General features: G+C 66.7%; 21 protein-coding genes. 7 read left to right on the forward strand and 14 right to left on the reverse strand.

The window, feature by feature from the left end; all coding sequences use genetic code 11:
* Positions 1-71 precede the first annotated feature (71 nt).
* Positions 72-1532, forward strand: a complete 1461-nt coding sequence (gene hflX / locus ACYQ3G_RS06350) for a GTPase HflX (RefSeq protein ID WP_459823829.1) — start codon at positions 72-74, stop codon at positions 1530-1532.
* Between the two features lie 276 nt (positions 1533-1808).
* Here hflX and plsY read toward each other — a convergent pair whose 3' ends face one another.
* The 5 genes from plsY to ACYQ3G_RS06375 all read right to left on the reverse strand — a co-directional run bounded on the left by plsY (position 1809) and on the right by ACYQ3G_RS06375 (position 6887).
* Entirely contained in the window at positions 1809-2396 is a 588-nt protein-coding gene (plsY, locus tag ACYQ3G_RS06355) for a glycerol-3-phosphate 1-O-acyltransferase PlsY (protein WP_459823831.1), read from the reverse strand.
* A gap of 79 nt (positions 2397-2475) precedes the next feature.
* Entirely contained in the window at positions 2476-4518 is a 2043-nt protein-coding gene (locus ACYQ3G_RS06360; protein WP_459823834.1) for a ribonuclease catalytic domain-containing protein, read from the reverse strand.
* 69 nt (positions 4519-4587) lie between these two features.
* Positions 4588-5862, reverse strand: a complete 1275-nt coding sequence (locus ACYQ3G_RS06365; protein ID WP_459823836.1) for an IMP cyclohydrolase — start codon at positions 5860-5862, stop codon at positions 4588-4590.
* 125 nt (positions 5863-5987) lie between these two features.
* Positions 5988-6464: an ecotin gene (locus tag ACYQ3G_RS06370; RefSeq protein WP_459823838.1), complete on the reverse strand. Its 477-nt coding sequence runs from the start codon at positions 6462-6464 to the stop codon at positions 5988-5990.
* 27 nt (positions 6465-6491) lie between these two features.
* Positions 6492-6887 (reverse strand): DUF6982 domain-containing protein, encoded by a 396-nt coding sequence (locus ACYQ3G_RS06375; protein WP_459823840.1) that lies wholly within the window; start codon positions 6885-6887, stop codon positions 6492-6494.
* Between the two features lie 299 nt (positions 6888-7186).
* On the opposite strand from ACYQ3G_RS06375, the gene ACYQ3G_RS06380 reads away from it, so the two are divergent.
* The 6 genes from ACYQ3G_RS06380 (at position 7187) to pyk (ending at position 14399) form a co-directional block, all read left to right on the forward strand.
* Positions 7187-8461: an adenylosuccinate synthase gene (locus ACYQ3G_RS06380; protein ID WP_459823842.1), complete on the forward strand. Its 1275-nt coding sequence runs from the start codon at positions 7187-7189 to the stop codon at positions 8459-8461.
* A 33-nt stretch (positions 8462-8494) separates the two neighbouring features.
* Positions 8495-9337, forward strand: coding sequence for a DNA polymerase III subunit delta' (locus ACYQ3G_RS06385; protein WP_459823845.1), 843 nt, complete (start codon positions 8495-8497; stop codon positions 9335-9337).
* A gap of 6 nt (positions 9338-9343) precedes the next feature.
* Complete coding sequence (serB, locus tag ACYQ3G_RS06390; protein WP_459823847.1) at positions 9344-10579, forward strand: phosphoserine phosphatase SerB; 1236 nt, start codon at positions 9344-9346, stop codon at positions 10577-10579.
* Complete coding sequence (locus ACYQ3G_RS06395; RefSeq protein WP_459823849.1) at positions 10579-10974, forward strand: FxsA family protein; 396 nt, start codon at positions 10579-10581, stop codon at positions 10972-10974. Before serB ends, ACYQ3G_RS06395 begins: the two co-directional genes overlap by 1 nt.
* A 136-nt stretch (positions 10975-11110) precedes the next feature.
* Positions 11111-12946, forward strand: a complete 1836-nt coding sequence (locus tag ACYQ3G_RS06400) for a UbiD family decarboxylase (protein WP_459823852.1) — start codon at positions 11111-11113, stop codon at positions 12944-12946.
* A 31-nt stretch (positions 12947-12977) separates the two neighbouring features.
* The gene (gene pyk, locus ACYQ3G_RS06405; RefSeq protein ID WP_459823855.1) at positions 12978-14399 is read left to right on the forward strand and encodes a pyruvate kinase; all 1422 of its coding nucleotides are present in this window, start codon (positions 12978-12980) and stop codon (positions 14397-14399) included.
* A gap of 237 nt (positions 14400-14636) precedes the next feature.
* On the opposite strand, the gene ACYQ3G_RS06410 is transcribed toward pyk, so the two are convergent.
* The 9 genes from ACYQ3G_RS06410 to ACYQ3G_RS06450 all read right to left on the reverse strand — a co-directional run bounded on the left by ACYQ3G_RS06410 (position 14637) and on the right by ACYQ3G_RS06450 (position 26764).
* Positions 14637-17621 carry a phosphoribosylformylglycinamidine synthase subunit PurS gene (locus ACYQ3G_RS06410; RefSeq protein WP_459823858.1) on the reverse strand — a complete coding sequence of 995 codons (2985 nt, stop codon included), beginning with the start codon at positions 17619-17621 and terminating at the stop codon, positions 14637-14639.
* 20 nt (positions 17622-17641) lie between these two features.
* Positions 17642-20143 carry a diguanylate cyclase gene (locus tag ACYQ3G_RS06415; protein WP_459823861.1) on the reverse strand — a complete coding sequence of 834 codons (2502 nt, stop codon included), beginning with the start codon at positions 20141-20143 and terminating at the stop codon, positions 17642-17644.
* 1 nt (position 20144) lies between these two features.
* Positions 20145-21125 carry a polyprenyl synthetase family protein gene (locus ACYQ3G_RS06420; protein ID WP_459823864.1) on the reverse strand — a complete coding sequence of 327 codons (981 nt, stop codon included), beginning with the start codon at positions 21123-21125 and terminating at the stop codon, positions 20145-20147.
* Positions 21122-21913 (reverse strand): 1,4-dihydroxy-6-naphtoate synthase, encoded by a 792-nt coding sequence (locus tag ACYQ3G_RS06425; protein ID WP_459823867.1) that lies wholly within the window; start codon positions 21911-21913, stop codon positions 21122-21124. The genes ACYQ3G_RS06420 and ACYQ3G_RS06425 overlap by 4 nt, the downstream gene beginning before the upstream one ends.
* Positions 21910-22596, reverse strand: a complete 687-nt coding sequence (gene mqnB, locus ACYQ3G_RS06430) for a futalosine hydrolase (protein WP_459823870.1) — start codon at positions 22594-22596, stop codon at positions 21910-21912. Before mqnB ends, ACYQ3G_RS06425 begins: the two co-directional genes overlap by 4 nt.
* 15 nt (positions 22597-22611) lie before the next feature.
* Complete coding sequence (locus ACYQ3G_RS06435; protein WP_459823872.1) at positions 22612-23922, reverse strand: nucleotide sugar dehydrogenase; 1311 nt, start codon at positions 23920-23922, stop codon at positions 22612-22614.
* Between the two features lie 58 nt (positions 23923-23980).
* Complete coding sequence (locus ACYQ3G_RS06440) at positions 23981-24682, reverse strand: ubiquinone/menaquinone biosynthesis methyltransferase (RefSeq protein WP_459823874.1); 702 nt, start codon at positions 24680-24682, stop codon at positions 23981-23983.
* Positions 24669-24860 carry a hypothetical protein gene (locus ACYQ3G_RS06445; RefSeq protein ID WP_028576227.1) on the reverse strand — a complete coding sequence of 64 codons (192 nt, stop codon included), beginning with the start codon at positions 24858-24860 and terminating at the stop codon, positions 24669-24671. The genes ACYQ3G_RS06440 and ACYQ3G_RS06445 overlap by 14 nt, the downstream gene beginning before the upstream one ends.
* Positions 24861-25051: 191 nt before the next feature.
* Positions 25052-26764: a hypothetical protein gene (locus ACYQ3G_RS06450; protein WP_459823877.1), complete on the reverse strand. Its 1713-nt coding sequence runs from the start codon at positions 26762-26764 to the stop codon at positions 25052-25054.
* Positions 26765-26925: the final 161 nt, after the last annotated feature.

Below are 26925 nucleotides of genomic sequence, written 5' to 3' on the forward strand. Positions count from 1 at the left end.
AGGGCGGCTTCACCCCGGACCAGGCCCGCGAGCTGGCCATCCTCAGCCGCGGCGTCGGCCGCCAGCTGGGCGTGCTCATCAACCGCAAGGGCGTGCCGGTCATGGTCATCGTCGGCGAGCAGGACGGCATCCTCATCCCCGAGCTGTCACGCCACCGCCAGGCCGAGTCGCGCCTGTCGGGCCTGCGCCTGCTGCACACCCACCTCGACTCCTCGCTCCTGACCCAGGAAGACCTCATGGACATGGCCTTCCTGCGCCTGGACGCGGTCTGCGTGCTGACCGTGAGCTCGGACGGCGCGCCGCGCACCTGCCAGTTCGCGCATCTGCTGCCGCCCAACGCCGACGAGCTGCCCTATCAGGTGCATCCGGCCATGATCTGGGACGAGGTGGATTTCGATTTCGGGGCCAGCGCCAAGGCCCTGGAGGACGAGCTGGCCCGCACGGGGCAGACCGTGGCCTCTTCCGCGCGCGAGGGCTCAGCCATCCTGGTCAGCGTCGGCTCCCAGCCCAAGGGCGTGCAGGAGCGGTCCCTGGCCGAACTGGCCGAACTGGCGGCGACGGCCGGTTTGGAGGTGGTCGGCACGGTGGTGCAGCGCGTCAGTCAGGTCAACCCCAAGCTCATCCTGGGCCGTGGGAAGCTGGCCGAACTGGAAGTCCTGGCCCTGCAGAAAAACGCGGCCACCCTGGTCTTCGATCAGGAACTGACACCGACCCAGCAGCGCAACGTCAGCCAGATCACCGAGCGCAAGGTTCTTGACCGCACCCAGCTCATTCTCGACATCTTCGCCCAGCACGCCCAGACCCGCGAAGGCAAGCTGCAGGTCGAGATGGCGCAGCTCAAGTACATGATGCCCCGCCTGGTGGGCCAGAACCGTGCCCTGAGCCGCCTGACGGGCGGCATCGGCGGCCGCGGGCCGGGCGAGACGCGGCTTGAGATGGACCGCCGCAAGATCCGCGCCCGCATCGCCCAGATCAAGACCGAGCTCGGCAGCGTGCGCAAGCACCGCAAGGCCACGCGCAGCCGCCGCGACAAGGCCGGGCTGCCCGTGGTCTCCCTGGTGGGCTACACCAACGCGGGCAAGTCCACGCTCCTCAATACCCTGACCCAGAGCGACGTCCTGGCCGAGAACAAGCTCTTCGCCACCCTGGACCCCACCAGCCGCCGCCTGCGCTTCCCCGAGGACCGCGAGATCATCCTGACCGACACCGTGGGCTTCATCCGTCATCTGCCCGCCGACCTGCGCGAGGCCTTCATGGCCACCCTGGAGGAGCTGGAGGGCGCCGACGTGCTCGTGCACGTGGCCGACGCGTCGCACCCCGAGATGGAGGCCCAGCTCGAAGCCGTGGAATCCATCCTGCGCGACCTGTCCATCGACACCATCCCCCGCGTCCTGGCCCTGAACAAGGTCGACCGCATCTCCGAGGAGACCCGCGAGGCCCTGGCCTTCGTCCATCCCGACGCGGTTTTCATTTCGGCCGTTCAGCGCCCCTCGCTGGCTCCTCTGGTGGAGCGCATCAAGTCGCTTTTGTGACGTAGCGCGTCGTGCCTTCAGGGCGGCCCAAAAGGCATGGATTCCCGCCTTCGCGGGAATGACCCGGAACTGACGCGGGAGCACTGGGTTTTGTTCATGGGGCGGATCTGCGCGCCCGCCGAAACGTCATTCCCGCGAAGGCGGGAATCCATCTTCCTTCTTCCTTTTCCTCCTCGACGGCACGCACCCCGTACGAGCCTTCTCGCCTCGCAAAGAAAAAGCGCGGAAGCTCCCGAGGCTCCCGCGCTTTCTGCGTCGATTCCCAAAAAAATCAGGCTATTCCTTCTTCTTCCAGGGATGCTCCTCGCCGGCCATGAGGCGCTGGATGTTCGCCGAGTGCTTCCAGAAGATGAGGGCCATGAGGACCAGGGCCATGGGGATGGCGCCGAAGAGGCCCTGGAAGAGCAGGACCACGGGCATCAGCGCCACCATGACCAGGGAGGCCAGGGACACGAAGTTGTAGAAGTACAGGGCCGCCAGGAAGGCCAGGCCGCAGATGATCACCGCCCAGGGCGAGATGGCCAGGAAGGCGCCGACCCACGTGGCCACGCCCTTGCCGCCCTTGCCGTGCAGGAAGACCGAGAACATGTGGCCGCAGACCGCGGCCGTGGCGACCAGGGTCAGGAAGAAGTACGAATCCGAGAAGCTCGTGGCCAGCAGTACGGGGATGAAACCCTTGAGCACGTCCAGGGCCAGGGTCATGGCCCCGTACTTGGTGCCGCACAGGCGGCCGACATTGGTGGCGCCGATGTTGCCGCTGCCCTCTTCGCGAGGGTCAATGCCGCAGCAGGTGCGGGAAATCAGAAGGCCGAAGGGCATGGCTCCCAGAAGGTAGCTGATCGCGAGCCAGAATATTGTCACCATGTGCGCTCTCCTTGGTCTTTGGATTTTGGGGATTTCATGTGCCGCATTTCACTACGGCAAAACCGGTGGCCGGACAAGTTCATTCCTCTTCCCAGGCCTCGACGGTCCTGATCTCGTTGTTCAGGGGGTCGACCTTGCCGATGCGGATGGAAAAGCGTTGCCCCAGCCGTATCTTGTCGCCGAAGATCTTGCGCGGGGCCTTGAGGAAGAGCTGCAGCTCCGGCAGGGAGATGGTCACCAGCACGGACCCCGGGTCCACGATGAGACCCGACCAGCGCATCTTCTTGAAATTCTGCCGGAAGTACTCGTACTTCCAGTATCTCGGGCGCATGCGCTGGACCTGGCCGACCAGTTCCGCGCGGCTGGAGAGGACCGGCAGCAGGCTCTCCAGTTCGGACTGGCTCAGGAGCCGTCCGCGGCCTGTGAGCCGGGCCACTATCTGGGCCATGTTGATGAAGTCCGAGTAGCGGCGCAGGGGCGAGGTCACGGGCGCGTAGGCCTTGGCCCCGATGGTGGCGTGGCGCCGCGGCTCGCACTCCAGGATGGAGGGGCCCATGTTGTTGATGATGCGGTAGATGTCCGTGGGCTCGCTCCACACGCCGGCGCTCTCGGCGGGCAGGGTGATGTTCTGGGTGCGGTAGAGCAGGGCCGTGCCCGTCTCCAGGCCCCAGGAGCCCATGGCCTTGTTGGCCAGGATCATGAATTCCGAAACGATGGTCTGGGCTTCCGGCGTTGACGGGCTCTGCACGATCCCGACCTGCGGGTTGGCAGGGTCGCCGTCGAGCACGACCCGCGGGTCGGGCTGGTCCATGATCACGGCGTGTTCGCAGATGCGCGCCTGGCGCAGCAGGCGGGCCAGGTCACGGGCGTCGCGGAGCATGTCGGACGCGCCCTCGGCGATGTCCGTTTCCACGCCGGTGTAGGTCAGATTGGCCGCGACCCGCACCCAGGCGACTTCGGGCGCGAAGCCCCGCAGGTCGCCCTCGGGGTCGAGGTCGAAGGTGATGACCAGGGCCGGCAGGTCCTGGCCGGCGTTGAGGCTGAAGAAGCGGGTCCCCAGCTCCTCAGGCAGCATGTGGCTCGTGCCCTCGGGCAGGTAGAGGGAGCTGAAGCGGTGCTGCACGGCGCGGTCCAGGGGGCTGCCGAACTCCCATTCCAGGCAGGGGCAGGCCAGGGCCAGACGCAGGCGGAAGCCGTTTTCGTCGCGCGTGAGTTCAAAGCCGTCGTCGATGTCCTGGGTCGTGGCCGAGTCGATGGTCACGATCTCGGCCATGGGCTCCTGGCGCCCCTGCAGGACGCGTTCCCTCTGGGCCTCCACGGCCCCGGCGAAGGGTTCCGCCCAACCGGGCTCCCAATCGTACTGCGCGCGGCAGAGATGAAAATTGAAGTGGGCTGGCACGATGCCCCAGGCCTGTGCCAGGAACAGGGCCAGATGGGGCTCCTCGGGCAGGCCTTGGGTCATGGTCTTCCACAGGGCGTCCGAGTCCCGGTCGTCGGGGTTGCACAGGCGGGTCATGAGCAGGTCGCGGATGCGCGCGGTCTGCTCCTCGTCGGGCTCGGGCAGGGCACTGCGGCGCTTGCAGAAGGCGTCCCACAGCCCCTTGAGGAAAACCTGGCCGAAGCCCACCAGGCGTTCGCGCTCCTGGGCCTTGCGCAACTCCTCCTGACGGCGCTCCACGGTCTCCTGCGGGTAGATTTCGAAGGCCGGCGGCGAGAACTTGAAATGGGTCTTGGTCTGCAGGAGCTTGCGCCCCAAGGCCGCAAGCTGGTCGGGGTTCGGGTCTTCGAACACCAGGCTCGCGAACCAGCCGATCTCCGCCTCGTCGACCTCGCCCTGGGCCAGGTCCCAGATCTCCAGGGCGTCCACGGCCTCGGCCAGGCGCTCCCGGCGGCCGTTGTGGGTGCGCAGGAGGTCGAGCATGTCCTGGCGGCTGGAGCCGGCCGCGTACTGCGGCCCGGTCCACGGCAGGGCGCGCGAAACCGGGAGTTTGAGTTCCCGCTGCCCGGCCGTGAAGACCCGCAGGCGCGGGCCCTGCACGTCGAGGACCCAGGCCGTGACGGGCTGGTTGTCCTGCAGGAACTCCATGATGCAGCCCGGCTGCAGGGTGGGGGAGGTGGACATGTGAGACCTTATGCGCGTCGCGCGCGGGCCGGCCGGAGCCGGCCCGTGAAGGCGGCCCGGAGGCCGGGTTTAGTGTTTGAAGGAGCGCTGGCCCGTGAAGACCATGGCCACCTGCGGGGTGGCCTCGTTCACGGCCTGGATGATCTCCCAGTCGCGGATTGACCCGCCGGGCTGGGCGATGGCCGTCACGCCCTGGGCGATGGCCAGGTCCACGCCGTCGCGGAAGGGGAAGAAGCCGTCCGAGACCAGGACCGTGCCGGGCAGGCCGCCCTTGTCCGTCTCGGTCTTGGCCAGGATGTCCTGCAGCGAGGCGGCAAGGGCCTCGTCGTCCCTGGCCTTCATCTTGAGCTCGTACAGGGACAGGTTGTGGCGCACGAAGGCCAGCCGGTCGGCGTACTTGGTGTAGGCCTTCTGGATGGTCAGCTCCACGCAGCCCACGCGGTCCTGTTCGCCCGTGCCGATGGACACCGTGGCCCCGTCGCGGGCGAAGATGATGGAGTTGGAGGTCACGCCGGCCTCCACGGCCCAGGCGAAGAGTAGGTCGTCGGCCTCGGCCGGCGTGGGCTTGCGGGCGATGTACGTGGTGCCGTCCTTGACCGTCTCGGCCGGCAGGAAGTCTTCCTCGGCCAGGATGCGGTTGCGGAACGAGGCCTGCACGATGAGGCCGCCGTCGACCAGAGACTTGATGTCCAGGAAGGGCGTGCCCACGATCTTCTCCAGTTCGGCCAGGGCCGGGATGCGGATGATGCGCAGGTTCTTCTTGGAGGTCAGCACCTCCAGGGCGTCGGCGTCAAAGGCCGGGGCGGCGATGACCTCGAAGTAGCTCGAATTGATGAACTCGGCGCAGGCCTTGTCCAGGGTGCGGTTGACAACGATGGTCCCGCCAAAGGCCGCGATGCGGTCCGAGGCGAAGGCGCGGCTCAGGGCCGTGAGCAGGCCCTCGGCCGCCCAGGCCGCGCCGCAGGGGTTGTTGTGCTTGAGGATGATGGCTGCGGGCTTGGCCGTGAGGTACTGCAGCATGTTGATGCCGTTGTCCACGTCCGTCAGGTTGATCTTGCCCGGGTGCTTGCCCGACTGGATCAGGTTCTCCTCGGTCAGGGCCGAGACGAGCTTGTGCTGGCCCTGCTGGAAGGCCACGCCGTCCATGGCGAAGGAGCTCTCGGCCACCTCGTAGAGGGCCGCGGGCTGGTCCGGATTCTCGCCGTAGCGCAGGCCCTTCTGTTCGCCGCCGATGTTCCAGGTCTTCTTGGCGTAACGGATGGTCTGGTCGCCGATGGTCAGGGTCAGGTCGGCGGGAAAGGAGTCCCTGTTCAGGGTATGGTACATCTTCTTGAGATCGCTCATCAAAGTTCTCCGGAAAAATGGATTGTCGCATCGCCCCGGCAGGTCATGCCGCGCGAATCCACGTGCCCCTAGCACAGGCCCGCCTGGACGGCAAATCCTGTGCCAGGGCGTCAAACGAGAGGGAATCAGCCCTGCGGCATGGCCTGCGCCCGGGCGTCGGCGCGCCAGACCCGCCAGCGCACCTCCACGCCCGCCGGAGCATAGACCACCACGGGCAGGCGGCTGTTGTAGCGGATCAGGTACGGTTCCCCGGCCAGGGCGACGAACCGTTCGACCCTGGGCGCGGCCGGGTCCACGGCCATGCGGGTGCCCGCCATGGGCCCCAGGGTGGGCAGTATGTAGCGCGTGTACCCCCAGCCGGGAATCGTCTCCGACGCGATTTCGCCGCCGAAGAAATACCTGTTGGCCGCGTCCGTCAGGACCGCCTTGCCGAGGATCAGCTCGACCTTGAGCAGGGCTTCGTCGGCTTCGGCCGGAAGCCGCAGGACATGACGCGTCATGCCCTTGTCGGCCGCCGGGAAGGCCTGCATGTCGTCCTGGGCCCACAGGGGGGAGGCGCCCAGGAGAATGGCCATCAGGATCGGGAGAAATGTTCCGCGCATGGGGTGTCCGGGCCGCAGCCGTTTAGTTTAGATGAAGGTGACTTCGCGCGTATGCGCCGTGACGACGTAGCATCGCTCGGTGTTCGCGGCGGCGTCGGCCGGCACGATGAAAAATCCCGGTCTGCCGGGCTGGTAGCCCGTGGTGGTGCCGACCAGGATCTCGCCGTCAGCGAAGACCACCTTGAGCTTGCGGCCCGGAGCGGGCTTCGTCGAGTCGAAGTCGTTGGCCAGGACATGTTTGGGGTCACCGGAAAAATCGCGGACGAAAAAGAGGGCCTTGAGTTCCTTGAGGCTGACCTCCACCAGGCGCGTTGCGCCATTTTCCGCGACGCTGACGTGGAAAAGGTCTTTCGTGGGGAAAAAGTCCACCGTCGTGCCTTTGACCATGCGGCCGTCTGCGTAGCGCGCCACGATTTTGTTCATTGGGGCTCCTGCGGTCCGGTACGCCCGTTTCGGTGGGGCCGCGAACGGGGAATGGCGTCATGAGGGGCGTTGCCGGGATGTCTGAGGTTGGTGCGTCGGACAGTCCTAAAGATTCATCATTGGCCGAAGATATTGCATGTGTACGCATACGGCAATGTTTTTGCCGTTCCTGTCGCCCAGGTGTTGGATGCGAAAATCGGATCCGACTTAAATTGACTTCGAGGCCCGCGCCCCGTAAAGAAGGGAGCCATTTGCCATTGCGCTGACGGCCAATACATCAAGACGAGGAGATCGGATTCATGGCGAATATCGTAGTCATGGGCGCCCAGTGGGGCGATGAGGGAAAGGGCAAGATCGTTGATCTGCTGACCACGGACGTGGCCGCCATCGTGCGTTTTCAGGGCGGCAACAACGCCGGGCACACCCTGGTGGTGAGCGGGAAGCAGACCATCCTGCACCTCATCCCCTCCGGCATCCTGCATCCCGGCAAGAAGTGCCTCATCGGCAACGGCGTGGTGCTGGACCCCTTCGTGTTCTGCCAGGAGATGGACAAGCTCGCCGCCTCCGGCATCGACGTCAGCCCCGCGCGGCTCATGATCAGCAAGAAGACCCAGCTCATCATGCAGTACCACCGCGCCATCGACGGCGCGCGCGAAAATTTCAAGAGCGGTTCCGACAAGATCGGCACCACGGGCCGCGGCATCGGTCCCTGCTATGAGGACAAGGTCGCCCGCATCGGCATCCGCGCCGCGGACCTGGCCGACGAGGTCCTGTTGCGCCACAAGATCGAAAAGGCCCTGGTGGAGAAGAACGCCCTCCTGGCGGGACTTTACGGCCAGGAGCCCCTTTCGGCCGAGCAGATCTTCACCGACCTGCTGCCCGTGGCCCGGCGCCTGGTGCCCTACCTGGGCGACGTGTCCTCGGCCATCCAGGAGCTCTCGGCCCAAGGCATCCTCTTCGAGGGCGCCCAGGGCACGCACCTGGACATCGACCACGGCACCTACCCCTTCGTGACCTCGTCCAACACCGTGTCCGGCAACGCTTCGGCCGGCTCCGGCTGCTCGCCGCGCATGCTCGACCGCATCGTGGCCATCGTCAAGGCCTACACCACCCGTGTCGGCGCGGGCCCCTTCCCCACGGAGCTGTCCGACGGCCCCGGCGCGTACATGCAGGAGAAGGGCGCGGAGTTCGGCGCCACCACGGGCCGCAAGCGCCGCTGCGGCTGGCTGGACCTCGTGGTCCTGCGCGAGTCCCAGCGTCTCAACGGCCCCACGGAGATCGCCCTGACCAAGCTCGATGTCCTCGGCGGCCTGGACGAGCTCAAGCTTTGCACCGCCTACCGCTACAAGGGACAGGACGTGGCCTACCCGCCCCAGGAGGAGAACGGCATGGCCTATGTGGAGCCGATCTACGAGAGCATGCCCGGCTGGAGCGAGGACATTTCCGGCTGCCGCGCCTACGCCGACCTGCCGCAGGCCACGCGCGACTACATCGGGCGCATCGAAGAAATCCTCGGCATCCCCGTGGCTATCGTTTCCGTGGGCCCGGACCGCGACCAAACCATTCTCAGATAAACCGGGGGAGGCCCGCCTCCCCCTTTTTTTCCCATGTCCGCACCCTGGCAACACGCCCTCTCCACCCAGCCGCGCATCGCGGCCTTCCTGGACCGGCTGGCCGGCGACCCGCCCCGTTCCCTGCTCCTCGAAGGCGGGACCGTGGAGGAGCGCCTGGCCCTGGCCCGCTTCTGGGCCGCGCACCTCATGTGTCGCGAGTCCTCGCCGCCGTGCGGGCAGTGCCGCATCTGCCAGCAGGTCGCCGAGGACGCCAGCCGCGACCTTTTCCTGCTGAACGGCGCCGAGGGGAACATCACCATCGATACCGTGCGCGAAGTGCGCGCCGTGCTGGGCGACCCGCCGGCCGGGCGCGGGCCGCGCGTCATCATCCTGGCCGAGGCCCAGGCCCTGGGCGACGGCGCGGCCAACGCCCTGCTCAAGTCCCTGGAAGAGCCCATGCCCGGCAACGTCTTCGTCCTCCTGGCCCCCAGCCGCGAGATCCTGCTGCCGACCCTCGTCTCGCGCAGCTTCGTGCTGACCCTGGGCTGGCCGCGCGGCGACCGTGAAAATACGGATCTGCGCGAGTGGTTGCAGGCGTTGGCCGAGTTCATCCAGTCCGGCCGCGGCCCCTGGCTCGAATGGACGGGCCGCAAGGGCAACGTGGACGCGAGCCTTGCCGACGGCGTCCTGCGCGAGGTGCAGCGCTGCCTGGTCCAGGCCGGTTACGGCAACCCCGAAACCGCCCTGGCCCGCCTGCTGGCCTCCCGCCTGGACGTGGTCGCCGTGCGCCAGGTCGGCGTCGTCGTCGAAAACGCCCTGGAAAGCCTGGAGGTCGGCGCCAACCCTGCCGTCGTGCTGGAATGGGCCGCCATCCGCATGTGGAACCTTCTGCACTAGAGAGCTATGCGCGAAATCATCCTCATCCAGATTTCCGGCACGGACCGGAACGGCCTCCTGGCCGGCATCATGGGACAGCTGGCCGCCTCGGGCGTGACCATCCTCGACATCAGCCAGTCCGTCATCCACGACGACCTCTCCCTGGGCGTGCTCATCGAGGTGCCCCGCGAGAGCGAATCTTCGCCCATCCTCAAGGACCTCCTGTTCTGGGCCCACAACCAGGGCCTCAACCTCAAATTCACGCCCGTCACCGAGGACGACTACGAGCGCTGGGTCGGCATGCAGGGCCGCAAGCGCCACATCGTGACCGTGCTCGGCCGGACCATCACCGCCGCCAACCTCGCGGCCATGGCCGAGGTCATCACCGGCAACGGCCTGAGCATCGACTGCATCACGCGCCTCTCTGGCCGCCGGTCCCTGGCCGTGCCCCCGGCCATGCCGCGCTCCTGCCTCGAATTTTCCGTGCGCGGCACGCCCGCGGACATCTCGGCCATGCGCGCCGCCTTTCTCGACCTGTCCCGCGAACAGGGCATCGACATCGGCTTTCAGGAGGACAACGCCTTCCGCCGCATCCGCCGCCTGGTTTGCTTCGACATGGACTCGACGCTCATCCAGGCCGAGGTCATCGACGAGCTGGCCAAGCGCGCCGGCGCCGGCGAACAGGTCGCGGCCATCACCGAGGCCGCCATGCGCGGCGAGCTGGACTTCTCCCAGAGCCTGCGCAAACGCGTGAGCCTTCTCGAAGGGCTGCCCGAATCCGTGCTGCAGGACGTCGCCGCCACCCTGCCCATGACCGAAGGGGCCGAGCGCCTCATCCGCACCCTGAAGAGCCTCGGCTACACCATCGCCATCCTCTCGGGCGGGTTCACCTACTTCGGCCGCCGCCTGCAGGAGCGCCTGGGCATCGACTACGTCCACGCCAACGAACTGGAAATACGTGATGGCAAACTGACCGGCGGCCTGGTCGGCGATATCGTCGACGGCCCCGGCAAGGCGCGGCTCCTCAAGGAGATCGCGGCCAAGGAGCACATCTCCCTGTCCCAGGTCATCGCCGTGGGCGACGGCGCCAACGACCTGCCCATGCTCGACGTGGCGGGCCTGGGCATCGCCTTCCACGCCAAGCCCGTGGTCCGGCAGGGCGCGGGCCAGGCCATCTCCAACGTCGGCCTCGACGGCGTCCTCTACTTCCTGGGACTGCGCGACCGCGAAACCATGGACCAGCTGGCCGGCAGGGAGGCCTGATGTTCGGGAAACTCTTCCTCCTCTTCGCCATCATCCCCGTGGCCGAGATCTACGTCCTCGTCTCCGTGGGCGGCGTCATCGGCGTGTTGCCGACCGTCGCCCTGGTCCTGCTGACGGCCCTGGTCGGCGCGCACCTGGCGCGCATGCAGGGCCTGGCAGTCATGATGCGCATCCGTGAGAACCTCGCCCAGGGTTTCATGCCCGCCGAGGAACTCCTCGACGGCCTGCTCATCTTCCTGGCCGGCATGACGCTCCTGACCCCGGGTTTCCTGACCGACATCATGGGCCTCCTGATCCTGCTGCCCGCCACCCGCAACATCTTCAAACGCTGGCTGCGCAAGAAATTCGACGAATGGCGCCAAAACCCCAACGTGCACATAACATTCTACAGATAGAGTAAAGGCATGCCTCCGGCGGGCAGGGGGCGCGCCCCCTGCACCCCGAACAGGGTTTTGTCGTGCCCGTCCGTGTCAGTCCATACCGTCCATATCGTCCATACAGTCCACCAAGCCCAGTTCGGGAGCCCGCCCCATGATCTACCGCAACCTCAAGTCCTGCCTCGATGACCTCGAGCGCTCCAAACAGCTCGTCCGCATCGACACCCCCGTCGACCCCCATCTTGAGGTCGGCGCCATCCAGCGCCGCGTCTTCAAGGCCGGCGGCCCGGCGCTCCTGTTCACGAACGTCAAGGGCACGTCCTTCCCCATGGCCGCCAACATCTTCGGCACCCTGGAGCGGACCCGCTTCATCTTCCGCTCCACCTTGCGCCGCGTCGAGGCCATGCTCTCGGCCAAGGCCGACCCCGCGGCCGTCATGAAGAAGCCGTGGCTGTGGCCCGGCCTGGCCCTGGGCGGCTGGCACACCATGCCCAGAAGCGTGAAGACCGGGCCGGTCATGGCCCGCACGACGTCCGTCTCGAAGCTGCCGCAACTCGTGTCCTGGCCCATGGACGGCGGGGCCTACGTGACGCTGCCGCTGGTCTATACCGAGAGCCCGTCAAAGCCCGGCTTCATGGGCTCGAACATCGGCATGTACCGCATCCAGCTCTCGGGCAACGACTTCGAGCGGGACAGGGAAGTGGGGCTGCACTACCAGATCCACCGCGGCATCGGGTACCACCACGCCGAGGCCATCGCCCGCGGGCAGAAGCTGCCCGTGAACGTCTTCGTCGGCGGGCCTCCGGCCATGACCCTGGCCGCCATCATGCCCCTGCCCGAGGGCATTGCCGAGATCCTCTTCGCCGGCGCCCTCGGCGGGCACCGCATCCCCATGGTCACGGGGCGCGGCCGTCTGCCCGTCCTGGCCGAGGCGGACTTCTGCATCCGCGGCCACATCGACCCCACGGCCCAGAAGCCCGAGGGGCCCTTCGGCGACCACCTGGGCTACTACAGCCTGGTCCACGACTTTCCCGTCATGCGCGTCGAGGAGGTCCTGCACCGCGAGGACGCCATCTGGCCCTTCACCACCGTGGGCCGCCCGCCCCAGGAAGACACCATGTTCGGGGCCTTCATCCACGAGCTGACGGCCGAACTGGTCCCCCAGGTCTTCGGCGGCGTGCACGAGGTCCACGCCGTGGACGCCGCCGGAGTGCACCCGCTGCTGCTGGCCGTGGGCAGCGAGCGCTACGTGCCCTACGCGGGCGAACGCCAGCCCCAGGAGCTCATCACCAACGGCCTTTCGCTGCTGGGCACGACCCAGACCTCCCTGTCCAAGTACGTCATCATCGCCGCCCGCGAGGATGAGCCGTCCCTGTCCTGCCACCGCGTGCCCGAATTCTTCCGCCACGTGCTGGAGCGCCTGGACCTCTCCCGGGACCTGCACTTCATCACCCGCACGACCATGGACACCCTGGACTACTCCGGCATCAGCCTGAACCAGGGCTCCAAAGTCCTGTGGACCGCCGCCGGCGGCCCCAAGCGGACCCTGGCCACGAGCGCCCCTGCCCTGAACCTGCCGGACGGCTTTCACGGAGCCCGCGTCTTCGCCCCGGGCATCCTGGTCCTCTCTGGCCCGGCCCATGGCCAACCCCGAGACACCCACGACCCTGCCATGGAGCGCCTGGCCGCGGCCCTGAACGCCCAGGGCGGCCTGGACGGCTTTCCCCTGGTTGTCGTGGCCGACGACGCGGACTTCACGGCCGCAGACTGGGACAACTTCCTCTGGGTGGCCTTCACCCGTTCGGACCCGGCCACGGACACCTACGGCGTGAACGCCTTCACCCGCTGCAAGCACTGGGGCTGCTCGTCCATGGTCGTGGACGCGCGCCTCAAGACCTATCACGCGCCGCCGCTCGCGGACGTTACGGAAATCGAGAAAAAGGTGGACGCCCTTGCCCTGCCCGGCGGACCCCTGTATGGAATCCTCTAGTCATCCAACACACAGAACTGAGGATATGCTTATGCGCACGAAAATAGTGGCCACGCTGGGCCCGGCCTCCATGGACCAGAACGTCATGAAGGAGATGGTGGAACTCGGCGTGCGGGTCTTCCGCCTCAACTTCTCCCACGCCGACGCGGCCTATTTCGGCCCGGTTATCCAGAAGATCCGCGAGGTCGAAAAGCAGACCGGCATCCGCCTGACGGTCATGGGCGACCTCTGCGGCCCCAAGATCCGCATCGGCGAGGTCAAGGGCTCGCCCCTGCAGATCCGCAAGGGCGCCTACGTCTGCCTGGGCGCTCCCGACATGGAGGCCAGGAACGAAAGCGACATCTTCATCAGCCTCGACGTGCCCGAACTCCTCGAAGGCCTGGCCGAGGGCATGCCCGTGTCCCTGTCCGACGGCATGCTGCAGTTCACCGTGGTCAAGGTCATCGTGCCCGACCGGCTGGTCATGATGGAGGCCCTGAACGGCGGCATCCTGACCTCCAACAAAGGCATCGCCTTCCCGGGCAAGACTCTCAAGGTCGCGGCCATGACCGACAAGGACCGTCGCGACCTGCATCAGGGCCTCGACATCGGCATCGACGCCGTGGCCCTGTCCTTCGTGCAGAGCAAGGACGACATCGAGGACATCAAGACCGAGATCGCCCGCCACGGTACCTGGATTCCCGTCGTGGCCAAGGTCGAGCGCAAGAACGCCGTGGAAAAGCTCGATTCCATCCTCGAAGTCGCCGACGCCATCATGGTCGCCCGCGGCGACCTGGGCCTGGAATGCAGCCCGGCCGAACTGCCCATCATCCAGAAAAAGATTCTGCGCTCCTGCCGCCACGCCCAGAAGCCGGCCATCGTCGCCACCCAGATGCTCCTGTCCATGGTCAAGAACCCCATCCCCACGCGGGCCGAATCCACGGACGTGGCCAACGCCATGCTCGACGGCGCCGACTGCGTCATGCTCTCCGAGGAGACGGCCATCGGCAGCTACCCCGTCGAGGCCGTGCGCTTCATCAACGAGATCGCCCAGTACGCCGAGCCCTACTACCTGGAACGCATCGGCGGCCCCTTCATGCCCAAGGCCGAGAAGAACCCGCCCAAATTCCTGGCCTACTCGGCCTGCCTCATGGCCGACAACGCCGACAGCGCGGCCCTGGTCTGCCACTCGACCACCGGCGCCACGGCCCGCTACATCAGCTCCCGACGCCCGGCCCAGCCCATCTACGCCATGACCACCGACGCGCGCATCTTGCGCTGGATGAACTTCTTCTGGAGCATCAACCCCGTCGAAAGCCCCCTGGAACCGCGCAGCCACCAGAAACGAGCTGAGAAATTCGTCCAGGAATACGCAGGCTTCAAGCCCGGCGAAAACGTCATCATCGCCAGCGGCCAGGCCACTCCGGGCATGGGGACCGTCATGACCAACGAGATCAAGGTGTATTACAAATAGGGGAAGATGCCTCCGGCGGGCAGGGGACTCGTCCCCTGCACCCCTTATAGGGGGATGGATTCCCGCCTTCGCGGGAATGACAAGGAGGAAGGCATTCATATTGCGTCATTCCCGCGAAGGCGGGAATCCATGCTTCGATCGAAACAAAAACGGGCGACCCATTGGGCCGCCCGTTTCGCGTTTACAACCTGTTGAATGGGGTGCAGGGGACGAGTCCCCTGCCCGCCGGAGGCATGCTTAAAAATCCAGCGTCTTCTTCCAGGCCACAGCCAGATCCTCGACTGCGGCGCTGGCCAGGGTGGTGGCGCCTGAGCGCAGGGTGAGTTTGCCGTCGGCCGTGGTCTGTCCGATGGAGGCCAGGAAGTCGCCGGCGAAGAGGGCTTCGAAGGCGGCGCGGTTTTGGTCGGCCACGGTGACGACGAAGCGGCTGGCGGATTCGCTGTAGAGGCGCTGTTCGGGCAGGGGGCAGTCCAGGGCCGGGACCTTGTCGACGTCGATGTCGGCGCCGGTGCGGCCGGCCAGGGCCATTTCGGCCACGGCCACGGCCAGGCCGCCGTCGGAGACGTCGTGGGCGGCCGTGAGCAGGCCGGAGGTGATGGCCTGGTGCATGCGCTCGTAGCGGGTGCGCGCCGAGACGGCGTCGACCTGCGGCACGGCGCCGCATACGCCGAGGTGGTCGGCGTATTCCGAGCCGCCCATTTCGTTGCGGGTGAGGCCCAGGACGTAGACCGTCTCGCCGGGGCGCTTGAAGTCCGAGGTCATGGTCCTGGTGCAGTCGTCGATGACGCCCATGACCGAGAAGAGGACCGTGGGCGGGATGGAGATCTTGGTGCCGCCGCCCGTGTAGTCGTTCTTCATGGAGTCCTTGCCCGAGACGCAGGGCACGCCGTAGGCCAGGCAGTAGTGGGCCAGGGCCTGGTTGGCGCGGACCAGCTGGGCCAGCTTGTACTCGCCGTCCGGGGTCTTCTCGGACTGGACCGGATCGCACCAGCAGAAGTTGTCCACGCCGGCCATGTGGCGGATGTCCGCGCCCGTGGCCACGGCGTTGCGTACGCCTTCGTCGATGGCGTTGGCCATCATCCAGTAGGTGTCCAGGTCGGAGAGCTTGGGGCAGATGCCGTTTGCGATGACCAGGGCCTTGTCGCTGCCGAGCTGGGGACGGACCACGGCCGCGTCGGCCGGGCCGTCGTTCTCGGCGCCGATGAGGGGTTTGACGACGCTGCCGCCCTGGACCTCGTGATCGTACTGGCGGATGACGTATTCGCGGGAGCAGATGTTCAGGCGTCCGAGCATGGTCTGCAGGAACGCCTGATGATCGTCGATTTTGGGCTTGGGCGTTTCGCAGCCGCAGCAGTTCACGGGGCGCTCCCAGGCAGCCTTGAGGCGCATCTGCGGGGCGCCGTCATGCAGGAAGGCCATGTCCAGGTCGGTCACGATCCTGTCGCCGTAGCGCACGTGCAGGTAGCCGGAGTCCGTGAAGCAGCCGAGGTCCGAGGCCTCCACGCCCATTTCCGCGGCCAGGTCCATGAAGGCCTGGAGGCTGGCGGGCGGCACGGCCAGGGTCATGCGCTCCTGGGCCTCGGACACGAGGATTTCCCAGGGCCGCAGGCCGTCGTACTTGAGGGGCGCCTTGGCCAGGTCCATGTCGCAGCCGCCGCAGTCCTGGGCCATTTCGCCCACGGATGAGCTCAGCCCCCCGGCGCCGTTGTCGGTGATGGCGTTGTAGAGGCCCAGGTCCCGGGCGCGCATGAGGAAGTCGTACATGCGGCGCTGGGTGATGGGGTCGCCGATCTGCACGGCAGTGGCCGGCGAGCCTTCGTGCAGTTCCTCGGAGGAGAAGGTCGCGCCGTGGATGCCGTCCTTGCCGATGCGGCCGCCGGTCATGATGATGCGGTCACCGGGCATGGCCTTTTTCTCGTGGCTGGGGTGCCCGGCCACGGTGGCCGGCATGGTGCCGACGGTGCCGCAGAAGACCAGGGGTTTGCCCAGGAAGCGCTCGTGGAAGACGATGGCGCCGTTGACCGTGGGGATGCCCGACTTGTTGCCCCCGTGCTCCACGCCCTCGCGCACGCCTTCGAACACGCGGCGCGGGTGCAGGAGACGCGGCGGCAGCTCGCCTTCATGGAAGGGGGAGGCGAAGCAGAACACGTCGGTGTTGCACAGCAGGTTCGCGCCCATGCCCGTGCCCATGGGGTCGCGGTTCACGCCGACGATGCCCGTCAGTGCTCCGCCGTACGGGTCCAGGGCCGAGGGGCTGTTGTGGGTCTCGACCTTGATGCAGACGTTCATGTCGTCGCTGAAGCGGATGACGCCGGCGTTGTCCTTGAACACGGACAGGCAGAAATCGTCCTTGCCCATGCGCTCGCGCAGCTTTTTGGTGCTTCCCTGGATGAAGGTCTTGTAGAGGCTGTTGATCTCGGCCGTGGTGCCGTTTTCGCGGTTCTCGTAGGAGATGCGGGAGCTGAAGATCTTGTGCTTGCAGTGCTCGGACCAGGTCTGGGCCAGGCATTCGAGCTCGGCGTCCGTGGGCGCGGCGGGCAGGCCCTTGGCCTTGCGGTGGGCGACGACCTCGGGGCGGGCGTAGTAGTCCCTGATGCAGCGCATCTCTTCGAGGCTCAGCGCCAGCGTGTTCTCGCGGCTCAGGCGCAGGAGGGTCTCGTCGTCCATGGTCGAGAGGTCGACGATCTCGACGGTGCTCGAGGCTTCGCCGGTCACGGCCGCCGTGCGTGCCGGGAAACCGGGGTTCGCGGCCCAGGATGCCTTGTCCCCGATCTGGAAGCGCTGGATGAGCTCGTTGGCCAGAAGGTCTTTGGCGATGTGCTCCACCTGGCCACGGTCCAGCGTGCCCGAGATCAGGTACTGGGTGGAGGTGTAGACGGCGATTTTGGTGTCCTTGTCCAGCCCGAGCACGGTGCGCAGGGTCTCGCGGGCGGTGCGGCCTTCGTTGTCGGTCACGCCGGGCCGGAAGCCGACCTCGATGATCCAGTCGAAACCGGAGGCCGCGGGAGTGGTCTGGGCCGTGTGCAGGACCGGGTCGTGCAGGGCGCCGGCCTCGATGGCCTGTTCCGCCTGCGCCGCGGTCAGCCCTTCGACGGTGTAGACCCGGACGATCCGGACCTGGTCCACGTGAAGTCCAAGTTCACCATGTATCTTGTGGGCCGTCTTGTTGCCCTGGGTATCGATGACTGCCTTGCGCAGAGCCACTTCGACTCGGATCGGCATGCTGTTCTCCTGGGTGGTGCTTAGTTTGCTGGTGGGTTGGTCTGCAGGTGCACGATGACGTTTCCGCCTTGCGCCTTGGCCTGATAATTGGCTTTGTCGCAGCGTTCAAGCAGGGAATGGGCGGTGTCCTCGGGTTCGAGCAGGCTCATGCCGATGCTCAGCGTCACGGAGCCGTTGTGCAGCGTCTTGAATTCGTTCTGAATTCGTTCCGCAACGGTCAGCAGGCTCGCCACGCTGGAATTGCTCGAAATGATGACGAACTCGTCGCCGCCGAAGCGGCAGGGGAAATCGAGGCCCTTGCGCAGCACGTTGCGCAGCAGCAGCCCGAGATCCTTCAGGGCCTTGTCGCCGCCGTGGTGACCGTATGTGTCGTTGAAGACCTTGAATTTGTCGATGTCGAAGAAGATGAGCCCCAGGGGCGTCTCGGTGCGGCGGGACCTGGACAGCTCGCGTTCCAGCAGGGGCTGGAGGTGGTGACGGTTGAAAACCTGGGTCAGGGAGTCGAACAGGGCCTGCTCCCGGATCTTGCGCTCCAGCCTGCGGATGGCGGAAATGTTGCGACCGACCACGAGTCCGTACTCGGCACCGTGGGCAAACCGGGAGAAAACCAGTTCCAACTGCAGGTGCTCGTCATCGAGGACGATCTGGACCTCCACGGCGTTCTGGCTCTGCTCCAGGAATTCCATGTCCCAGGGCTCTTCCTGCAGGTTGATGGGCCGAGTCAGCTGGAAGAGGTTGCGGCCCTTCAGGAACGCGCCGTGGCGTCCCGAGGCGAAGGTGATGCCCCCTTTGCTGTCGGTGGTCATGACCAGGTCCTGCATGGTGGACAGCAGGTTGTTCAGGAAGTCCCGCTGGTGCAGGGCCTCGATTTCGTGGATGCGGATTTCGCTCAGATCCTGGACCACTGCCAGAATATTGGTTCGGGAGCCCTGGCGGATCTTGTAGCTCGAGAGGGCGAAGGGCGAGGCGGGAGCCTCCGACGGGCCCAGGGGGGCGTGAATGGCGCAGTGGGCGCTCTGCGAGGGGTCGAGGAGAAACATGCGCCATCCGTGCCGGGCACTCTGGAACTGTTCCGGTGCCATGTCCTCGCGCAGCCTGTCCTCGAGTTGGGCGGCGCTGCCCAGGAAGCGGGCGAAAGTCGGGTTGGCGCGCAGTATGCGGCCGTCCGTGTCGAGCAGGGCGACGCCGGTGGGCAGGATGTCGAGCAGTTCCGCCTTGATCTCAAGCTGCGCCACGGTGGTGATCTGCCGCCACAGGCTCCGGGCCAGCAACCTGGCATAGAGGGCCGTCTCGGCCCGGGCCTGCCCCGAGTCGTGCAGGCCGGGCAGACGGAGTTCGCCGGCCACACCGTCCTCGGTTTCCAGGCGGACCGTGAAGTCGCCGTGGGATTTGAAATCCTTGAGGGACTGCGCAACGGTCGGGCCTGTCACTCCGTCTGCGGCCAGAGCGAAGCGCTCCCAGTGCCTGTTGGTCGCCGCGCCGAGGATGATCTCCCCCTTGCGGCAGTTCCAGTTCCAGCGCAGGTGCCGCCCGATGCAGGCCGCGATGGCCGCGTTGCCGCCGGTCAGCCCCTCGATCTCCTTGGCCTGGTAGTGGAAGTCCTGGATGGCCTGCAGGGAGTGCTCGTAGTAGCGGTTTTCCGGGGGCAGCTCCGTGATGTTCATGGCCGAGCACATTTCGGCGAAAAGCGACGAGCAGCGCTGCCGCAGGCCTTCGACACCCTCGGGGGGCAGCGCGCCGGCCTTTTTTAGCAGGAAATGCAATTGCGCGAGGCCGTCGGGGGCTGGGTCGGTGCGGAACTCCACCTCGGCCCAGCGGGTGCCGAAAATCACGGCCTGGGTCAGGGGCGGGTGGTCGAAGAGGTTTTCGAGGTCGTGGTGGGCGGTGATGGCCGCGACCATGTGCGCCGGGAAATTCCATTCGGCGAGGAGTTCGGCCGTCAGGGCGCAGTGATCCTCCGGCAGGCACTCCTGCCAGCACATGAAGGACGGTCCCGTGTTGACGAAGTCCGGCCGGGAAAGGAGCGGCCGCAGGTCTTCCGGGTAGCTGGCGGCGTAGAGGAGCAGGGACAGGTCCTTGACCAGGGCGCAGATGTATGCCGTCTCCGCTTCCTTGGGGCAGAGGCGCCGGGCGACGAGTTCCGCGCCCAGGGCCGCCCAGACGATGACCCGCCAGTTGGCGAAGGTGTCGAAGCCGTGCTTTTCCAGGGAGGCGTTCAGGTTCTTCTGCAGGGAGAGGGACAGGGCGATGCGCAGGATCTCGTTGTTGCCGAGGATGATGGCCGCGCGCTGGAGGTCCGAAATCTTGCTCGTCTGGCCGTAGTAGGGTGAGTTGACCAGGGAGAGGATGGCCGTGGCCAGGGCGGGGTCCGCCTTGAGGATGGAAGCGATGACCCCGAAATTCGGGTCGGGTTTGACCGCTTCCTGGAGGAGTCCGGCCGTGGCGGGGGAAAAGGTCGCTTTCAGGCTGGCACGCAACGAAGTCGTGAAATTGCGCGGAGGAAGGCGATCCTGTTGTGTCATGCTATTTGTCCCGCTTCAGCACGAAATCGATCATGGCTCCGAGGAGGTTTTTTTCCAGGCACACGGGTAGCACGTCCAGGGCCCGGCTGGCTAGTGCCAGGTAGGTTTTGGCCTCGTCGCGGGTCCGACCGGCAAAGCCCCCGGTCACGATGTCGGCGACGATCCGGTCCTGCCTGTCAACGGGCAGGTCAGCTACGGTCAGGTCCCGGACCGTGTTGCTACGCTCGTTGGCGGGTAGGGATTCGAGGTACAGGAGCAGGGGCAGGGTGAACTTGCCTTCGCGCAGGTCGCCGCCCAGGGGCTTGCCCGAGGTGCCGGCCTCGGACGTGTAGTCCAGGGCGTCGTCCACGAGTTGGAAGGCGATGCCGAGGTTCAGGCCGAATGCTCTGGCCGCGACGCACTGGCGCTCCGAGGCCCCGGCGGCGATGGCGCCGAACTCGCAGGCCGACTGGATCAGGTAGGCCGTCTTGCCAGTGATGATCTCGAGGTATTCGGTCCGGCTTAAGCCCGCGTTGCGCACGGCGGCGATCTCCATGATCTCCCCGCTGGCCGTCTCCATGATGGCCTTGGAGATGCAGGATGTCAGGGCCGGGTTCCCGGTGCGGGCCACGATTTCGTTGGCCAGGGCCAGGAGGGCGTCGCCGGCCAGGATGGTCGGGGTGACACCGAAGCGCATGTGGGCGGCCTGCCGGCCGCGGCGCAGGTCGGCGTTGTCCAGGATGTCGTCGTGCATCAGGGTGGCCGAATGCAGGAATTCCAGAGAGCTGGCCAGGGTGTACAGGTCGTCGCCCCTGAAATTCAGGGCGCGGGCGAAGAGGACCGTCAGCATGGGCCGCAGGCGCTTGCCGCCGGCGTCCATGACGTGCGCGGCCACGGGCCGGACCAGCGGGTGCAGGGCGTCTATCTCCCTCTGGATGGCGGCGTTGATGGCCGGAAGCTCCTTGAGGAAGGCGACCTTGAGTTGGGCGAAGGCGTCGTTCATGACAGATCCCGGAATGTTTGCAGCAAGTTGAGGGCGGCCTGGCCGTCTGGCCCCATGTCCAGACTGAAGTCGTTCACGTAGGCGGCAATATGTTGTTCGAGCGTGGCCTCGTCAAGCTCTCTGGCCATGGCGGCGATGAAAGGCATGACCGATGGCCTGTCCGACCGGGCGTGCAGGATGCTCGCGCGGATGCCGTCGGCCAGGGCCGCGTGGACGCTGTCGCCGAGCTCCCGTTTCGCCACGATGCAGCCCAAGGGCAGGGGCAGGCCCCCGGTCTCCTTGCGCCACCACCGGCCGAGGTCCGTGTGCAGGGCCAGACCGTATCGGTCGTAGACCAGCGCCGTTTCGTGGATCAGCAGCCCCGCATCGACCTCGCCGGCCTGCACGGCGTCGACGATGGCGTGGAAGATCATGGGCACCGGCGTGAAGTTCCCGTGCAATGCCGCGTTCAGGATGCGCATGGCCGTGGTGTCAAGGCCGGGGACGGCGATCCGGCGGGGCTCGCCGCGGAAACCCTCACGGGTGACGAGCTTGGGGCCGTGCTCCAGGCCGAAGGCTCCGCCGCAGGGCAGGATGGCGTACCTGTCCTGCAGTCGCAGGGCCGCGGCGGCGCTGACCTTGACGACATCCCACGCGCCGCTCAGTGCGCCCTGGTTGAGCTCCTGTACGTCGTGCCAGAAAAAACGGCTGTCCCGGCCGGCGGGGGCGGGCGAGAGGCCCAGCACCCATGCTCCGAAAATGAAGGTGTCGTTGGGGCAGGGAGAGATGGCCACGGAAAGCGGGTTCATGCGGCAGCTCCGGTCAGGGTCGGCAGGACGGACTCCAGGGAGTCCAGGGCCAGGCGGAAGTTCCAGCGCGCCTTGTCGCGCACGCCGACGGGGTTGGAGACGGTCCGCGCTTCAAGAAAGGGTATGCCCTTGCGCCGCGCGGCCAGGGCCAGGCCGAAGCCCTCCATGTTCTCCGTGGCGGCGTCGTAGCGGGCCAGGAGGAGCGCCGCGCGTTGCGGGTCGCCCGTCACGCCCGCCACAGTCAGGCTCGTGCCGCACGGCCAGCTTTCGGGGAGCCGCAGGCCCATGCTGCGGGCCGCGGCCGACGGGTCGAGCTCCAGGCGGTTGACCTGGGGCAGCGGCAGGTCCTGAAGCATCTGAAAACCGAAGGGCTCCTCGGCTCCGTCCGAGCTGTGAACGCCGTATTCGGGCCAGATCTCGGCGCTGGCCACGCAGATAGCGCCCAGAGATGCACGCGGGTCGAAGCTCCCGCAGATGCCCAGGTTGACGATGCCGGCCGCCGCGGGGTGGCGCTCCAGAAGCTCGCCCGCGCGCAGGGCCGCGGCCATCGGGCCCACGCCCGTCACGCAGGCCAGGAAGTCGAGGCCCGCGAAGTCGAAGCGCGTGTCTCCGTCCGGTTTGCGTCCCGTTCGGGTCATGACGTGACGGCATTCAAGCTCCGTCGCGCAGGCCAGGATGATCATCGTCGCTGCGCCCGCCTACAGCCGCCAGTACGTGAAGCGGCGCGACAGGGCGTCCCTGTTGAGGAACCCCTTGACATCGATGATTATCCCGGCGCCAGGGTTTCTGAACATGCCCGCCAGGCGTTCGGCGTCGAGTGCCGCGAACTGGGAATGGGAGACCGCGAGGATGACGGCGTCAAGGTCCTTCATGGCGTCAAGGGGAAGCAGGTCCACGCCGTACTCGTCCTTGGCCTCGGCGGCGTCTGCCAACGGGTCGTGGACCAGGACCTCCACGTGGTAGTCGGACAGTTCGTGGACGATGTCCTCCACGCGGCTGTTGCGCAGGTCCGGCACGTCCTCCTTGAAGGTCAGGCCCAGCAGGCCCACGCGCGCGCCCTTGATCTGGCAGCCGGCGCTGATCATGGCCTTGATGGTTTTCTCGGCCACGAACTTGCCCATGCCGTCGTTGATGCGGCGCCCGGCCAGGATGACCTGGGGGTGAAAGCCGATGGATTCGGCCTTGAAGGTCAGGTAGTACGGGTCCACGCCGATGCAGTGCCCGCCAACCAGGCCCGGCCGGAAGGGCAGGAAGTTCCATTTGGTGCCCGCGGCCCCCAGGACCTCGTTCGTGTCGATGTCCATGCGGTCGAAAATGAGCGCCAGCTCGTTCATGAGGGCGATGTTCAGGTCGCGCTGGGTGTTCTCGATGACCTTGGCGGCCTCGGCCACCTTGATGCTCGACGCGCGGTGCACGCCTGCCTTGACCACCGTGCCGTAGAAGCGAGCCAGGAGGTCCGCCGTGGGCTGGTCCTGGCCGGCCACGACCTTGACGATGCTCTCAAGAGTATGCACGCGGTCGCCGGGGTTGATGCGCTCCGGGGAATACCCCACGGTGAAGTCGCGGCCGCACGTCAGGCCGGATTTCCGCTCCAGCAGGGGCACGCAGATCTCCTCGGTCAGGCCGGGGTAGACCGTGGACTCGTAGACCACGATGCTGCCGGGGCGCAGGTTCTCGCCCACCGTGGAACTGGCGCCGACAACGGGCCGCAGGTCCGGCTTGCGGTTGCCGTCGATGGGCGTGGGCACGGCCACGACGACGACGCCCGCCTCGCGCAGGCGTGCGGGGTCGTCGGTGTAGTCGACCCGGGCCGTGGCCAGGCGGGCGGGTTCCACCTCGCGGGTGGAGTCCTGGCCGCTGCGCAGTTCCTCGATGCGTCGACCGGAGATGTCGAAGCCGATGACGCGAAAGTGGTCTCCAAGGGCCACGGCCAGGGGCAGGCCCACATAGCCGAGCCCCACCACGGCAACGGGGGTTGCGCCGGATGCGATGTCGTCGAAGGTGATCATGATTCTTTGTGCTTCAAGCGGATTGTTGGGGTTTGCGGGCAGGCCTTCCGGGGTGCGTTCACTCCGGCTTCCTGGCCACATGGATGTACACGATCCCGGAGCTGAGGGCCTCATAGCCGACCTGGTCGAAGCCGGCTCCGGCGAGTTCGCCGGCCAGGGCCCGGGCATCGGGGAAGGCCAGGATGGTGTCGGCCAGGTATTGGTAGGCCTCTGGGTTCTTGGAGAAGAAGCGGCCGATGCGCGGGAGCACCGTGCCCAGGTAGAAGTTGTACAGGCCCTGCCAGATCCTGGCCTTGCCCGTGCCGAACTCCAGGATGCACAGGCGGCCGCCGGGGGCCAGCACGCGCAGGATTTCGCGGTAGGCGTCGGTCCTGGGCAGGATGTTGCGGATGCCGAAGGCGATGGTCACGGTGTCCACGCACCCGTCGGGCAGGGGCAGCGCGCGCCCGTCGGCCTGGACGGGCAGGATGGCCGGTTCCCCGACGATCTTGCTTTTGCCCTTGCAGAGCATGGCCCGCGAGAAGTCCAGGCTCAGCACCCGCAGTTCCGGGTGCTGCCGGCGGATCTCCCGGCTCACGTCGAGGGTGCCGGCGGCCAGGTCCAGCGCCGTGCGCGTGTCCCCGGGGCGGACGCAGCGTACCAGGCGGCGGCGCCAGTAGATGTCCTGGCCCACGCTCAGGAAGTGATTGAGGAAATCGTACCAGGCGGCGATGTTGTCGAAGAGGCCGGAAACCCGCTTCCCGTGGTCATTCGGATTCAACGGAGGCGTCCTTGTCTGTGGTCGGCGCAGGGCCCGTCTTGGTCACGGTGCGGTACACGTCGTCGTAAATGGGTTCGAAGTATTCGGAAAAATTGGAGGGGGAGATGCGTCCCACCTCGATGAACTTGACGACGATTTCCTTGGCGACCTGCAGGGCCTGCTTCTGGATCTGGTCCATGGCTTTCTCGCTGGTTGAACATGGGAACAAAAAAAACCGCCCGGGGGGAATGGTGTCGACCTGCTTTGGGGAAACCGGGCGGTTCAAAAAAGAAGGAAAAACCCTGGAGCCCTCCCTTCATTGTTTTCAAAATGCCTAGCACGCCCCTTTTCGGGAGTCGAGAGCCGAAGGGGCGTCCCGGCCGGACGGGGTCAGGCCCCCAGTTCCTTGAGCAGGGCCTGGATCTCCTCACGGATGACGCGCCCCACAACGGCGGGCACCTGTTGCCGGACATGCGCTTCAAGCTCGGTCTTGAGTGCGTCCGGGGCGGGCATCGCCTCCAGCCTGGCGGCCAGGGCCTCGATCTCCTCACGCAGCCGCTCCTCGCCTTCGCGCAGGTCGGCCAGGTCGGCGTCCTTGCGGGCCATGGCCGCCTGTACGTCGGCTAGGCTCTGCTCCAGCCCCTGGGCCATGGTGCGCAGGGCGCCGAGCCCGCTTTCCAGTTCCTGCAGCGCCGGTGCGGTCGTCGATGCCAGCTTGGCCAGGATTTCCGGCATGGCGTCGATCTGATTCTGCATGGCGAGGAGGTCCTGCTGCAGCTTGGCCGTTTCTTCGGGCTGCACCATGAGGGCGGACTTCGCCTCCATGGTGGCGAGAATCTCGTCGCGCAGGGCCCGGGCCAGGGGCAGGGCATCGGGAGAGTCGGGCAGCGCGGTCAGCACCTGCTCCGGGCTGATTTCCACGGTCGGTTCCGGCCGGGTCTCCAGGGCCGCGATGCGTGCCGAGAGCTCCGTGGCGGCTTGGCGGAGATCCGCCAGCTCCGGGTTCGAAGCCGCTGCGGCGAGCCTGTCGTCCACGGCCTGCATGATGCCGTCGCGCAGGGTCCGGGCCAGGGGCAGGTCATCGGGGGAGTCGGGCAGCGCGGCCAGCACCTGTTCCGGGCTGATTTCCACACTCGGTTCAGGCCGGGTCTCCAGGTCCGCGATGCGTGCCGAGAGCTCCGTGGCGGCTTGGCGGAGATCCGCCAGTTCCGGGTTCGAAGCCGCTGCGGCGAGCCTGTCGTCCACGGCCTGCATGATGCCTTCGCGCAGGGCCCGTGTCATGGGCAGGTCGTCGGGGGAGTCGGGCAGGGCGTCGAGCACCTGCTCCGGCCTGATTTCCGGCTCGGGCACGGGCCTGGCCTCCAGGGCGTCCAGCCGCGCGCTCAGGATTTCGAGTTCGGCCTGGGAAACGGACGGCTCCGGCTGTTCGGGAGCAGCGGCTGTCGGTTGCGCCGGCTCGGGCTGAAGTTCGACGGCCGTCTCGAATCGTGGGGTCACGGTTTCGATGTCGAGATCAAGGCCTTCCGGAGAGGGAAATATGGGCGCTTCCGCGGCCTTGATCGCCTGGCTGTCCGCAGGCGGGACCAGCACGGTTTCGGGGATGTCGGCCAGCAGTTCGTCGGTCAGTTCCAGAAGGTCCGGGGCCGAGTCGTCGGCGTCGAGTCCGGGGACCTCGAGGTCGAGATCGATGATCTCTTCAGTTGCGGGAATATCCGTCGTGACAGTCTGCCCCTGCGACTTTTCGTCCAGGAGCATGTCCAGGGAGTCCTGAGTCGAGTTGGCGTCGTCGAGCTGCAGCGAGCCGAAAAGATCATCCAGGTCGGAGAGGTCCGCCTGCGGCGATGCCGACTGCGCGGCCCTGGTCACGCCGGCCTGCCGGCTTTCGGCAGGGAGCGTGTCGAAAGGAATGTCCGTTTCGCCCGCATGGACTGCCTTCAGCGTGGAGTCCGTGTCGCGCAGGAGGTTGTCGAGTTCCTCGTCCAGGCTTCTGGCGTCCACCGCCCTGTCCATGGCGAAGTCGAGGCCCGGCGCCTCGGGCGCTCCTTCCTCCACGATGTCCGTGAGTTCCAAGATGTCGTCCGTCGGGTTGTGCGGTGTGTTCATGGCGAGATCCTTTCTTGACGTTGGGGCATCGGCATTTCCTAGCAGGAAGCGTCGGCAAGGGCAATGTACGGTGCGGGCTATCCGATTTCCCGCCGAAAAAAAAGCCCCTGCCGCAGGGTCTGCGGCAGGGGCGAACCAAAGGCCGGCCTTTGCTTGTGCTG

It is taken from the genome of Desulfomicrobium salsuginis (assembly GCF_054657795.1).